Below are 14,004 nucleotides of genomic sequence, written 5' to 3' on the forward strand. Positions count from 1 at the left end.
ACATAGCTTATATATTGTACAATGTAACGAAAAGGTTCACAAATCAGTTTTGGTACTTTTTAGTGAAAATGAAAGGGCGGTTAAATAAATGACAGAGCAAAATTCTTCTCAGGAATTGAAAGAAGTACATATTCAACAGGCACAAATGACAAGAGATGAGAACGGTGCATATTTAGGTCAAGTGGTATTTGGAGTAGACGGACAGAGTTCTATATATGAAATTACCTTCCACAGTAAAAAGGGAAAGGAGTGGGATTATAGTCTCCATTTTGCTGGAGAGCCGCGCTTGGAGGAAGAAATGCTACAGATGGATAGCTGGATTGAAGAGAATGATGATCTTTTCGACTATTTGCTGGATACGGCATGGAGTAAATTACCCGAGTAATGTAAACATGGTCTATTTTCGTGACAAGCGGATTATATTTAGCAGTGTCCGCATAATCTGCTGACATGGGGGAAGCCTATAGGTCGAGTATAACAAGAAATTCCATGTGAATAGGAGGGTGAAGCTTTGGCAAATCATCTGTTCACCGAAGGAATGACGGCAAATGAAGAGGCTGCTCCCGATCTCCTGAGCTTACGGACGCTGTTTGTAAATGTGTGTTTTATCGGAGAGCCGGGAAGCCGATCCTGGGTGCTGGTGGATACGGGGATGGCAGGATTCACAGACTCGATTATACGCCTGGCTGAGGAACGGTTTACGGGTCCTCCGGTTGCTATTGTGCTTACTCACGGTCATTTTGATCACGTTGGTTCGGTTATTGAGTTGGTACAGCATTGGGGTACGCCTGTCTATGCACACCCTTTGGAACTACCTTATTTGACGGGAATGAAAGATTATCAAAAACCTGACCCTAGTGTGGGGGGAGGTTTGATGTCGGGAATTTCCTTTTTGTACCCCAATGATGCTATAGATCTCGATGATCGCATCACCTCCTTGCCCAAAGATGGCAGTATCCCCGGCGCCCCTGGTTGGAAGTGGCTGCATACACCAGGACATACACCTGGTCATGTATCGCTTTTTCATGAGCAGAGACGCTTAATGGTGGCTGGTGACGCTTTTATCACGGTAAAGCAGGAATCAGCATTGGCTGTGCTTTTACAAGAAAAAGAAATCCACGGACCGCCTGCATATTTTACAACAGATTGGCAAGCTGCACAGCGGTCAGTGAAAATGTTAGCTGGTTTAAAGCCCGCAATTGCAGTTACAGGGCATGGACATTTCATGCAAGGTACCGAGCTGACCGATCAGTTGGAACGGCTGGCTGGGAATTTTGAACACATGGCAGTACCCAAACAGGGACGCTATGTGTAATATGTGTGAAAGACGATGCCTTGCGGGGCATCGTTTTTTTGTATTGACGTGGAATTTTTTTGCTGGACATGGTATAGTCAAGCCAAAAGCTAAACGCTTTCATTAAACATCGTCATTTCATCAAGGAGGATTTTTGATGACACAACAGCATACTGCAATTGGTGATCTTTATTATGGAATACCGGCGATTCGTCTTAAATTTGGACGATATGAAGCGGTTGCCCTGCCAGGAAACGGCGCAAATCTGATTTCTTTTCGTGACAATGAGACGGGATATTCTTTTCTACGTGAGCCGGATGCTGAGAGCATAGAGGCTTTTAAGCAAAGCCCATCCGTTTACGGAATTCCTTTTTTGTTCCCTCCGAATCGGTATGAGGATGGAAAATTCCTGTGGAATGGTGTTACATATGAGCTGCCAATTAATGAAGAGGCTACCCATAACCATTTGCACGGCTTTTTACACACCGTTCGGTGGGAGGTTGAGGACTATGGTTCCGGGGAGCAAGGTAGTTATGTAGTAATGAATCAGCATGTAAGGGAAGGGCATCCTATGTTCCGTTATCTACCCTTCACCTTTACAATGAAGCTGACGTACAGCCTGGACGAATTCGGCCTGCATCAGCGTTATGTGATTCATAACGAGGGGGATCAGCCGATTCCCAACTTGTTTGCCTTTCACACAGCCATTCGGGTACCGTTTGTACCTGATAGCTCGCCTGAGGAGTACAAGATTAAGGTTACGATCGGTGAGCGGCGTGAGCTGACAGATCGATTGTTGGCCACTGGGGAGTTCCAACCGTTATCCCCGGAAGAGGAATTGATGAAGACAACAGGAGTTAGCCCTTATTTTGCTTCTATGGATAATCATTATACGGCGGCTCCGCAAAATGGACGTAACTACATGGAACTCACACACAGTAAGACAGGTGCTACCCTTGTATACGATGTAGGCACTGCTTATAAGCATTGGATGATCTGGAACAACAAAGCGAACAAGGAATTTATCTGTCCTGAACCGCAAATGAACATGATCAATGCACCGAATCGACCGGACTTGCCTGCGGAAGACATCGGGTTAATTGCACTGGCTCCGGGGCATATTTTTGAAACAACCAGCCGTCTGTATTGTGTTACTCCGAATAAAACGAAATCTTAATATGTTCTCTATCCTCATAAGCTTGCATCGTGATGAACGGTGCAAGCTTTTTCGGTTGGTAAGGTCTTATATAAAAGATAATGGGGAAGGAAGGTGAAATAGGTTGCAGAAAAGCAATGTGTCATAGTATGATACGAAACAGGAGATGATCAGATGAATTATGAAATGGTGCCTTTTCAAGCCGTCAAACGTAAGCAAATTGCCGATGAAGTGGCTGAGCAGCTGCAACGAAAAATTGCTGCTGGTGAATGGAATGTAGGCACTAGGATTCCAACCGAACCCGAGCTTATGAAGCTATTTGGAGTCGGGCGATCTACAGTTCGTGAGGCGGTTAGCGTACTGGTGCATGCCGGTCTATTAGAGAAAAAGCAAGGACACGGAACCTTTGTCTGCCAACCAACGACTTCTCAAGAACCATTGGATTATCGACTAAGCCGCGCTAAAATTATTGAAGTTTATGAAGTGCGGAGCGTGCTGGAACTGGAGATTGCCAGATTAGCTGCGTTACGTCGTAATGACGAAGATTTACGCTTGATGCGGGAGGCGCTGGACCGTCGAGCTGCGACATTGGCCGCTGGAGATATGAATGGGTACTTGGATGCGGATATCACTTTTCACTTGGCTGTTGCAGCAGCTACAGGCAATAAGGTGCTTACGGACGTCTACCGCAGCTTTGTAGAGGCTATTCGCAAGGCGCTGAGCAATCTGATTACCGATCCAGCAATACAAAATCATTTTACACTTCAACATGAAAAAATTTATGAAGCGATCTTGGAGCAGGATGGCAAAGCTGCAGAACTGTATAGTATTCAGCATTTGGACGGCACCAAGCTGGAGCTGCAAAAGCATATGGGAAGTTCTTAATTTTTTTAACCTTAAACATCAGATGATCAGATGAATAGAATGATGTATAAACCTTCTACTTTGAGCATCTCCTAAAATCAAACCAAAGGTGGTATCTGTATGCGAAAAATATGGGTGTTGGACACAACGTTAAGAGATGGAGAACAATCACCAGGAGTTAGCTTAACCAGCACAGAAAAGGTGGAAATAGCTCTTCAGCTTCAAAAATTAGGCGTAGATCGGATTGAGACTGGCTTTCCGGCAACCTCACCTGGTGAGATCGTCAGCATGCAGAAAATTGCCAAACAGGTCACCCAAGCAACACTGGTTGGTTTTGCACGCTCAAAAGAGCAGGATATAGATGCGGTCAGAGAAGCTCTACGGGGGGCGGAGGACGCTTGTCTTCACTTGTTCCTAGCTACCTCACCTATTCATCGCCAGCATAAGCTGCGAATGGATAAAGCGAAGGTATTAGAGACCGCTGCCGCTGCCATTCGTTATGGACGCAAGTATTTTAGCAAGATAGAATTTTCGGCAGAGGATGCCAGTCGTACCGAGTTGGACTTTATTTGTGAAGTTGTAGATATGGCAATTCGCGCTGGGGCGACAGTCGTCAATTTGCCGGATACGGTGGGATATGCCTCGCCAGATCAATTTGGAGAAATGTTTAGAATCGTAAAACAACAAGTACCAGGTATCGAAAAAATACAGCTTAGCACACACTGTCATGATGATCTTGGCATGGCAACAGCCAATACGCTGGCAGCTATCCGTAACGGTGTAGATCAATTTGAAGGTACCATTAATGGCATCGGTGAGCGAGCCGGAAATACACCTATCGAGGAGGTCGCACTGGCCCTTGATACGAGAACCGATCTCTATGGTGCACAAACGAGTCTGATTTTGGAGGAGCTGTATGCCACCAGTCGACTGGTAAGCAAACGTACGGGGATGTCGGTACCAGGAAACAAGGCTATTGTGGGGGCCAATGCATTTGCACATGAGTCCGGTATCCACCAGGACGGAATGCTGAAGGAGCGTACAACGTATGAGATCGTGTCCCCTGAGCGCATTGGTCTGAAGACGAGTAAACTTGTATTAGGCAAGCATTCGGGACGTCATGCGTTTAAGGAAAAGCTGGCGGACATGGGCTTTGATGTTTTGACAGAGGAACAGCTTCAGGATGCGTTCCGCAAATTCAAAGCCTTGGCGGACAAGAAAAAACAGGTGCTGGATGAAGATTTACTCGTCCTGATGGATGAAAGCCGCAATGCCTCGCCTCAAATTTACACGCTAAATTCCATTCAGGTGTCTTATGGTAATCAGTCGGTCCCAGTCGCCTCCATACGGCTGAATAAGCAAGATGGTACATCGATTGATGAAGTAGCGATGGGTAATGGTTCTGTAGATGCGATTTTCAATGCGATAGACAAGGCCAGTGGTGAACTGGTGGAGTTGGAGGATTACTCCATCCAGTCTGTAACGTACGGCAAAGATGCGTTGGGAGAAGTCCACGCTATTTTGAGGCAAGGTGAATACACAGCACTGGGAAGAGGTACAAGTACAGATATTTTGGAAGCTAGCGCTAAAGCTTATATCGACGCACTAAACAAGCTACTGGGCAGAAAAGAAGTTCATGCCAAAAGCAACATCACGATTAGCTGAGACTGGTAATCAAGCTCATAGCTGAATTTTTTCTTCTATCTCTCCTCTGACCCTATTGTAAAAAAAGCGCTTGCAAAATATATGATAACATCTGAAATTTAATGTATAATAGGCAAAGAAGATCACCATATTTTGTCTGAATTACATAGGCCAAGAGGAGGAAATGAGTTGAACTACCGCATTGAAAAGGATACGTTGGGCGAAATCAAAGTACCGGCAGACCGTTTGTGGGGAGCGCAAACACAGCGCAGTAAGGAAAATTTCCCGATTGGCTCGGAGAAAATGCCATTAGAGGTCATTCAGGCGTTCGCGGTGCTCAAAAAGAGTGCGGCGATCAGCAACTATAAGTTGGGTAAGCTATCTCAGGAAAAGCAGGACGCCATTATTTATGCAGCGGACGAAATTTTAGCTGGACGAGTCGATGACCATTTCCCGTTGGTTGTATGGCAGACAGGGAGCGGAACGCAGTCCAATATGAATGTCAATGAAGTGATTGCTCATCTGGGCAGCCAATGGCTACAAGAACAGGGAAAAGATACGAAGCTGCATCCAAATGACGATGTGAACATGTCACAAAGCTCAAATGATACGTTTCCTACAGCGCTTCATGTAGCGGGTGTTATTGCCGTTGAGGACCGTTTGTTGCCTGCCATTGATAAGCTGAAAGAGACTTTTCAACAGAAGTCAGAACAATTCAAGGATATCATCAAAATTGGCAGGACCCATTTACAGGATGCGACACCACTTACACTGGGTCAGGAAATCAGCGGCTGGTATGCCATGCTGGATAAAAGCAAACGAATGATCGTCGATACGGTTCAATATATGAAAGAGCTGGCGATTGGCGGAACAGCAGTGGGTACAGGAATTAATGCTCATCCAGAGTTTGGTTCCCGAACCTCTGCGGAAATCTCCGGCTTCACTGGCAAAACGTTCACTTCTGCACCTAATAAATTTCATGCACTGACCAGTCACGATGAAGTGGTGGCTGTACATGGAGCAATCAAAGCGTTAGCTGCAGATTTGATGAAAATCGCCAATGATGTTCGCTGGTTGGCTAGTGGTCCACGGAGCGGCTTGGGCGAAATCACGATTCCTGCTAACGAGCCAGGTAGCTCCATTATGCCTGGTAAGGTAAATCCGACCCAGAGTGAAGCACTAACGATGGTCGTTACGCAAGTCATGGGTAATGATGCAGCCATCGGCTTTGCAGCAAGTCAAGGGAATTTCGAACTGAATGTGTTTAAGCCAGTAATCATATACAATTTTTTGCAATCAGTTCATCTGCTGGCTGATTCCATCATTGCTTTTAATGACAACTGTGCCGTCGGCATCGAGCCTGATCTCGCTAAGATTGAGCACAATTTGAATAATTCACTGATGTTGGTGACAGCATTGAATCCACATATCGGCTATGAAAATGCCGCTAAAATCGCCAAACTTGCACATGCGGAAGGACTGTCTCTAAAGGAAGCGGCACTCCGTAGCGGACTGCTGACTGAAGAGCAGTTTGATCAATATGTTGTACCAGCGCATATGATTCATCCTAAAGCCTAAAGCACGACAATTGTCGCAGCTTAACACCTATAAAAATTACAGACCAGCTTATGGAGTGCCGATTTAGCACAGACCATGAGCTGGATTTTTTAATTTTCTCCTATAATTTTTTTTACTTAAGATTAGTATTCTGTGTGATTTGAGGGTATATAGTTAGAAGGCGAAAAAATGAACATTTATTTTCAAGATAGGAGAAGCCGTATGGAACAGACAACCGTGATTAATTTGATTGTGCTTTTGCTGTCCGGCTTGCTGCTGGTCGGTGTGCTGACTACCAAATTTTCCAGCCGTTTCGGTATGCCTGCGCTTGTTTTGTTTATTGCCGTAGGCATGGTGCTCAGTCAGTTTATTTATTTTGATAATGCCTTTATCACACAGCTGGTGGGCATTCTTGCGCTCATTGTAATCTTGTTTGAAGGCGGGATGCAGACAAAGTTTGCAGATGTTAAGCCAGTAATTCGACCTGCGTTGTCATTATCAACGTTGGGGGTCATCATTACGACTGTAGTCATTGGCGTCTGCGCCAAGTTTATTTTAGGCGTGAGCTGGATGGAATCCATGCTGTTTGGCGCTATTGTTGGTTCGACGGATGCGGCAGCTGTGTTTTCCGTTTTAGGAGGTAAAAACATCAAAAAGCGAATTACCTCGACGCTTGAAGCGGAATCCGGCAGCAATGACCCGATGGCTGTATTTCTCACAGTAACATTGATTGAGCTGATACATCACCCTGAACAATCCATTTGGATACATATCTTGTTGTTTTTATGGGAAATGGGTTTTGGTTTAGCCGTTGGTTTTGTACTCGGACGCTTAGGTATATATGCGATTAATAAAATGAATTTTGATTCATCCGGTTTGTATCCTGTGATGGCATTGGCATTTGCGGTATTGACGTATGCGGCGGCATCGTTACTGGAGGCGAGCGGATTGCTGGCGGTTTATGTCATGGCCATTGTATTGGGAAATTCCGACTTGACCTACAAGCGATCCATTATTCATTTTAACAATGGCTTCGCCTGGATGGTGCAGATTATGATGTTTGTCCTGCTCGGCCTGTTGGTCTTTCCCGATCAATTACTGGGCATTGCGTGGCAAAGCTTGGCGCTTTCCTTCATCCTCATGCTCGTGGCTCGTCCAATAGGCGTGTTCCTAAGCTTGCTTTTTTCCAGGTACTCTGTACGCGAGAAGACACTGTTATCCTGGGCAGGACTGCGGGGGGCGGTACCCATTGTACTAGCAACTTATCCATTACTGGATGAAATGGATGTAGGACCTTTGTTTTTTAATGTCGTATTTTTCGTCGTGCTCACCTCTGCGATTATTCAAGGTACCACGATCTCGTGGCTAGCGGTGAAGCTTGGCTTGATGGACCCTAACGAGACATCGTCGCCTTCACTGCTGGAATTAGTTTCTTTGGGAAAAACCACTTCGGAAATCAACCACATTCAGGTACAAAAGGGGATGTCGATAGCCGGCAAGGCGATTCAGGATATACAGCTGCCTGAAGACATCTTATTCACAGCCATTATTCGGAACGAGCAAATTATTGCCCCGAGAGGTACAACTGTGATTGAACCGGGCGATACTTTGTATGTGCTTAGTCCCAAACTTAAGCGACAGCAGATGAAAGAGCTGTTCATGCTACTCGAACCGGAGGCTGCTCCGTAAATAGGATATCCCCCCTATTTACAGTCCTTCACATAAATGTGAAGGGCTTTTTGCTGTATTCTTTTTCAGAGTGGATGAATCTGTTAAAAAATTGACACTATCATTCTACAAAATTAGTTTATGATATTGTCGTTAGATGTCGCAGCCTATCGCTACTGATCATTTGATGGGCAATAGTGAAGAAATACGATAGAAGTCACCAAACAGGAGAGATGATGAATGAAACCGGAAGTCTTGCCACAGCGTGCAGCAGCTCGCAGGCAGAAAAATAAGAAAAAGAAACGAAAAGGAAAATTTGGTCGCTTTATGTTGCGACTTTTTATTGTATTCCTGTTAGCAGGAATTGGGGGCGGTGCATGGTTGTTTTTAACCCCTTCTGGCAAGGAGATGCGCTATTTGGCTGCGGATACGCTGATTACGACTCAGCATCGTCACTGGGCGAAATATTTTATCGGCGAAGCAGAGGCGAAGAAGCGCGTGGCTGAATATTCGGCCCGGTTCGAAGAGATGGGAGAGGAAAAGGATAGACATACAATCAATCTGCCTGATCTGATACCTACTAAAGTACAACAGACGCCGTTGGTTGAAGTGGAAGAGGTATCGGGTCGTAACTATCATGGCTATGTTATGACGGTGCATGACCCCACTAAAATTAGGCTCGGGGTTCCTGCTAAAGTCGGCCGGGGAGAACATGTATCTAGTATGGTCGAGCGTTTGGGGGCCGTTGCTGGTGTAAACGGCGGTGGATTCGCTGATCCCAACTGGAACGGGAATGGCTTTAAACCGATTGGTGTTGTCATTTCTCAGGGCCAGATATACTACAACGATATGGGTAAAAATGCCTCTGTTCAAATCGTAGGTATTGATAAACAGGGAAAAATGATAGCCGGTCACTATTCGTTGTCCGAGTTGTCCAAAATGAATGTGCAAGAAGCGGTTACTTTCCAACCACGCCTAATTGTGAATGGAAAAGGCCTGATTCGTAATGCAAGCGAGGGATGGGGCATTGCTCCCCGTACCGCGATGGGACAGAGAGCAGACGGGGCAATCCTTTTCGTAACCGTCGACGGTCGCCAGCCTGGGTACAGCATAGGTGCCAACTTGTATGATATGCAAAATATTTTACTTAAACATGGAGCGGTTATCGGTGCTAATCTGGATGGAGGTTCATCAACGGTGCTCGTCAAGGATAACACCATTGTCAACAAGCCTTCCTCTGAATACGGAGAACGATATTTGCCGACTGCGTTTCTCGTATTTGAGCATCCAGAGGCCGTCAGTATCCCGAACATCTGGGCAGGGATGAGACCTGGAGACATTGACGCAGCCAAAAAGAAATAGAGCCGGAATGAACAAGTCTATTAAGTGAACGGAGACTCATAATGAAGCTAGATCGAACAGGATTTCAGCGATTGTTTGTCGCCTTGCTGATGCTTCCATTACTCTTGACAACAATGCATCAAGGAGAAGCCAAAGCGGTTGAACAGGGAACCACAGCACCTCAATCAACACAACTAACAGATATTGTTATAGCCGGTCAACCCTTAAACAACAAGACCAAATCTCTATTGATTGACGGTAAGCTCATGGTACCGCTTAACCCTTTGGCTGAAGCTGTAGGTGCAAGCTACCATTGGGATGCTAAAAAAAAGCAGGTCACGCTGCAAAAGTGGGCTGAACCCTTAGTTCTTAAGGAGAAATCACGTAAAAACAAGCAGCAGCTTACATTTGAGGTTGTAGGTAAAGACGTATATGTGCCTCTTAGAGATGTATCGCTTGATTTAGGTTATACGTTGGAGAAGACAAATACACAGATTCAGATCCAGCCACCGATTCACGGTAAACTAAAAGAACAAATATATGAGGGAGATCTCGTGGCAGCACGTGAAGCATTAATCCACTTAGAAAGACGTTCTGTCCATCCTTATATAGAAGCACATCGTCCTAACACTGAGCTGCTGTCCAGTGTCTATATGTTCCCCCAAGGCGAAGCATTGCGGTATTTTACAGTGAACGGGGATGTGCTGAGTCTGGTTGAAGTGAAGGACGGTTTTCCGATTGTTACCTATGAAGGGTATGTGGGAGCTCCCTTTGATAAAACCTTTACGATGGAATACGATCCACTGGAGCTGTTTTTGGCCAATAAAGCCAAAGATCAGTGGGGAACCTATCCGAAATTAAATAAGCCGCTGATCTACGAGTATACTACAGGATGGGGGGACAGCAGCTCTACTTATTATGGGCGTATTACTACGAATAAAAAAGAAGAGCTGTTGGGTACGACGGGTGATCCGGTAAGCGGACTCCGAGCCAATGCCAAGCAGATCATGAAAACCTTCAAGCTGCCGTGGGAATCGCGTACAGATGCCCAGCAGGCGATAGAGTAAGATGAGTTAAACAGCTATTACAAAAAGCGTGTATCGTTGAAGTTAATTTAACTTCCCGGTACACGCTTTTTACACTGAAATGATGATTGACCTTGTAAGTTGCTCAAACTTTTATTAGACGTCATGTTCTGCTTCGAGAAATACGGCGATCAGAATACGCGCGTTGTTTTCTCCAACATTTTTGGCATAGTGGGGGATGGCTGCTCTCCAGCTAAAGGAATCTCCTGCTTCCAGCGTAGCTGAATCCTCGCCCTGCTCCACGTATACCGTACCCTCCAAAATAAAGTGAATCTCATCCCCGGCATGAGCATGCTCTTCTTCTGTAGATGAGCCTGGCGGCATGTCCACCAGCATCATTTTGACATTACCCTGACCACCCAAATGATCGACCTGGAGCTTGTTTTTACCATACAATGTTTTACGGCGCTCGTCCTTACGAATCACTTGCATCCGTTCCTCTTCTTTAAGAAGCAGAAATGCGAGAGGTACGTTCAGCGCATTAGCGATGCTGTCCAATGTAGCGATGGAAGGGGAAGTTTTATTATTTTCTACTTGACTCATAAACCCTTGAGATAGACCGGTTCGTTCGCATATTTGCTGGATGGATAAATTTTTACGTTTACGAGCCGCGCGAATGTTGCATCCTATACCCATAGAGCGTTCCTCCTTTTAGAAAATATAATGTATACTAATTTATTATTCATCATACCAAATAATTTGTTGACAGACTATAGTTTCTTATGCTAAATTCACTTTACAAAATAATTATTACTATTACTAATAATTTGAGTTTGATTCACACTTATGTGTTGCTGTATAGATTCAGAAGTTATTATTTTTTTAACTAAATTATTAGTAATATAAATTAATTATTCATATACGCTTGTATGAGTGTAATAAAACAAACAGAATGGAGAGATAAACATGAGTTCAGCAAGCAGAAACGTTTCTACAATTATGCGGGTGGCGCTCGGAATTTTGTTTTTGGTACACGGAATTGCTAAATTCCAAATGGGGTTGGGTAATGTAGCAGGCTGGTTTTCCAGCATTGGCGTCCCAGGATTTTTAGGTTATGTCGTTGCGGTGATTGAGTTGGTCGGCGGGATTGCATTAATTCTTGGATTGCTTACTCGCTATGTATCCGGACTTTTAGTTATTGTATTGATCGGTGCCATTTTCACGGCCAAATTGTCCGGCGGGTTGATGGGGAATGGTCAAGGAGCTGGCTATGAGTTGGATATTGCTTTTATTCTGGTAGCTCTTCATCTCGTATTTGCACCGACAACTCGCTGGTCTCTGGATTCTTTATTCAGCCGTCGTGGGTCAACTGAACAATAATTTCGTTTCATCCTTAGTCCTCCAATCCATGTAGAAAGAGGGAAATCTGATGACAGCACATATTCATGACAACACTAAAATCGGGCAGGTATCATTAAAAGTTAGTAACTTGGAGCGTTCTATTCAATTTTACACTGAGGTCGTTGGTTTACAACTTCTGCGCCAAACGGCAGATACGGCTGAATTGTCTGTCGACGGAAAGCATGCGCTACTGGTTCTTAATTATATTGAAAATGCAGTTATTCTGCCGCGCCAGTCCGCAGCCGGATTGTATCACTTTGCTATTCTCCTACCGAACCGTGTAGCTCTTGGCCTGTCTTTGCGTAATCTGCTGGCTCATGAGATTGAAATCGGACAGGGAGATCATGATGTAAGTGAAGCACTATACATCCATGATCCCGATAATAACGGGATTGAAATCTATGCGGATCGTCCTCGTGATCAATGGAAAAGAGATGCAGATGGATTTTACATGATGGGAACAGGTCCTGTGGATGCAGAAGACCTGATTGCCATTTCTGAAAATTTACCTTGGCAGGGACTGCCACAGGGAACGGTAATTGGGCACGTTCACTTCCATGTATCTAATTTGCTCACAGCACAGCAATTTTATTGCGATGTGCTTGGCTTTGACATTACATGCCGATACGGATCTTCAGCCCTGTTCGTTTCCGCGGGTGGCTACCACCACCATATGGGCTTGAATATATGGGCAGGTGAAGGAGCACCACCAGCTCCCGAGCAGGCTGCTGGATTGGATTATTTTGAACTGATTGTTCCAGACCAACAAGAATTGGATGCCATTACTGCTCGTTTGATTGCGGCAGGTTATGAATTACAAAAACGTGATGGGGCCTTGTATGTGGCTGACCCGTTCCGTATTCAAATCAAATTGGTTCATGGTCAAACCATTTAACATAGCAAGAACGTAACAGAAGAAGGGTATTCCTATGAGCCGTACTGGCTGGGAATACCCTTTTTTTATATCCTAAAACAAGCTCCAATCCAAATCGCGGGACATTGTCTCCAGCAAGTGTACCCCCGCTGTACTGTTGCCCATACGATTCAATGAAGGTCCCACTAACCCGATGCCGTATCGTCCAGGTACCATCGTCATTATACTGCCAGATACGCCGCTTTTGGCAGGGAGCCCGACTTGAATGGCGAATTCACCAGAGGCGTCATACATACCGCATGTTGTCATAAATGTTTTGGCGATCTGTACATAGCGACGGGGAATCAGAGGTATACCTGTGACCGGATCACGGCCATTGTAGGCTAGTATGAGTCCCATACGTGCTAAATCTGTGCAGTTCAATTTGACAGCACAATGTCTGAAATAGACGTCAAGCACATCCTCCACATGACCTCTTAAAATCCCCTTTTCCATTAGAAAATAAGCAAGGGAACGGTTTAAATGGCCTGTGGCTGATTCTGAATCGTAGACATCCTGATCATATTCCAATGTGTCATTATGAGTAAGCAGACGGAAAAATTGAAGGACACGGGCAAATCTCTCTTCTGGACTGTTTCCGCGAATCAGAGAGGAGACAGCAATTGCTCCAGCGTTAATCAGTGGATTAAACGGTATCCCCGGCTCAACCAGTTCTAGCTTTAGCATGGAATTAAAACGGTCCCCGGTAGGCTCCATCCCCACCTTAGAGAAGACAACGTCCTCTCCATTATCCATCAAGGCCAGAATGAGCGTAAATACCTTTGAGATGCTCTGCATCGTAAATTGTATTTCCGTATCTCCGGCTACCACGGTCTCACCCGCACCGTTCATTACCACAATACCCAGCGCGTCGGCCGGAGCTTTGGACAGTTCGGGAATATATGCTGCTACCTTGCCATGAATATACTCATGGCGGCTTTGTTCTACCCATTCCGGCAGTTTGGTCTGTAATCTTTGCCACTCCGATATCATTTCTTTTCCTCCAGTCGAGTAACCAATCTGTGGTATTTTATTGTAGAGCAAGAAGTAGCTATACACTTATTTTAAAGAAATTTTCAGTCGAAAAACAAGCTCTGATGTCAATTCTTTTTCTCCAGTTAAATATCCAACCTATTGTAAT

13 protein-coding genes are annotated in these 14,004 nt (G+C 45.0%); 11 read left to right on the forward strand and 2 right to left on the reverse strand.

The features are described 5' to 3' along the window. Positions 1 to 88 precede the first annotated feature (88 nt). The 9 genes from ACXHJ2_RS10020 (at position 89) to ACXHJ2_RS10060 (ending at position 10,591) form a co-directional block, all read left to right on the forward strand. The gene (locus tag ACXHJ2_RS10020) at positions 89 to 385 is read left to right on the forward strand and encodes a hypothetical protein (RefSeq protein WP_165080664.1); all 297 of its coding nucleotides are present in this window, start codon (positions 89 to 91) and stop codon (positions 383 to 385) included. A gap of 126 nt (positions 386 to 511) precedes the next feature. Continuing rightward, positions 512 to 1,315, forward strand: a complete 804-nt coding sequence (locus ACXHJ2_RS10025) for an MBL fold metallo-hydrolase (protein ID WP_064964149.1) — start codon at positions 512 to 514, stop codon at positions 1,313 to 1,315. A gap of 136 nt (positions 1,316 to 1,451) precedes the next feature. Then, a complete protein-coding gene (locus ACXHJ2_RS10030; protein WP_165080662.1) occupies positions 1,452 to 2,471 on the forward strand; it encodes an aldose 1-epimerase in 1,020 nt (339 codons plus the stop codon). Between the two features lie 153 nt (positions 2,472 to 2,624). Then, complete coding sequence (locus tag ACXHJ2_RS10035; protein WP_165080660.1) at positions 2,625 to 3,335, forward strand: FadR/GntR family transcriptional regulator; 711 nt, start codon at positions 2,625 to 2,627, stop codon at positions 3,333 to 3,335. Between the two features lie 99 nt (positions 3,336 to 3,434). Further along, positions 3,435 to 4,979: a 2-isopropylmalate synthase gene (locus ACXHJ2_RS10040; protein WP_165080658.1), complete on the forward strand. Its 1,545-nt coding sequence runs from the start codon at positions 3,435 to 3,437 to the stop codon at positions 4,977 to 4,979. A 168-nt stretch (positions 4,980 to 5,147) separates the two neighbouring features. Then, positions 5,148 to 6,536 (forward strand): class II fumarate hydratase, encoded by a 1,389-nt coding sequence (gene fumC / locus ACXHJ2_RS10045; RefSeq protein ID WP_165080656.1) that lies wholly within the window; start codon positions 5,148 to 5,150, stop codon positions 6,534 to 6,536. A gap of 201 nt (positions 6,537 to 6,737) precedes the next feature. Beyond that, entirely contained in the window at positions 6,738 to 8,204 is a 1,467-nt protein-coding gene (locus tag ACXHJ2_RS10050; protein WP_165080654.1) for a potassium/proton antiporter, read from the forward strand. A gap of 219 nt (positions 8,205 to 8,423) precedes the next feature. After that, complete coding sequence (locus ACXHJ2_RS10055) at positions 8,424 to 9,545, forward strand: phosphodiester glycosidase family protein (RefSeq protein WP_019687364.1); 1,122 nt, start codon at positions 8,424 to 8,426, stop codon at positions 9,543 to 9,545. A 41-nt stretch (positions 9,546 to 9,586) separates the two neighbouring features. Further along, entirely contained in the window at positions 9,587 to 10,591 is a 1,005-nt protein-coding gene (locus tag ACXHJ2_RS10060) for a copper amine oxidase N-terminal domain-containing protein (protein WP_165080652.1), read from the forward strand. A gap of 114 nt (positions 10,592 to 10,705) precedes the next feature. Here ACXHJ2_RS10060 and ACXHJ2_RS10065 read toward each other — a convergent pair whose 3' ends face one another. Beyond that, positions 10,706 to 11,245 (reverse strand): helix-turn-helix domain-containing protein, encoded by a 540-nt coding sequence (locus ACXHJ2_RS10065; protein WP_165080650.1) that lies wholly within the window; start codon positions 11,243 to 11,245, stop codon positions 10,706 to 10,708. A gap of 270 nt (positions 11,246 to 11,515) precedes the next feature. Here ACXHJ2_RS10065 and ACXHJ2_RS10070 point away from each other — a divergent pair, with 270 nt between their 5' ends. Next, entirely contained in the window at positions 11,516 to 11,929 is a 414-nt protein-coding gene (locus ACXHJ2_RS10070; RefSeq protein ID WP_165080648.1) for a DoxX family protein, read from the forward strand. A 49-nt stretch (positions 11,930 to 11,978) separates the two neighbouring features. Beyond that, complete coding sequence (locus ACXHJ2_RS10075) at positions 11,979 to 12,845, forward strand: VOC family protein (RefSeq protein WP_165080646.1); 867 nt, start codon at positions 11,979 to 11,981, stop codon at positions 12,843 to 12,845. Positions 12,846 to 12,917: 72 nt separating this feature from the next. Here the strand turns inward: ACXHJ2_RS10075 and glsA are convergent, their stop codons facing one another. Continuing rightward, positions 12,918 to 13,856: a glutaminase A gene (gene glsA, locus ACXHJ2_RS10080; RefSeq protein WP_165080644.1), complete on the reverse strand. Its 939-nt coding sequence runs from the start codon at positions 13,854 to 13,856 to the stop codon at positions 12,918 to 12,920. Positions 13,857 to 14,004 lie beyond the last annotated feature (148 nt).

It is taken from the genome of Paenibacillus sp. ALE3 (assembly GCF_054113405.1).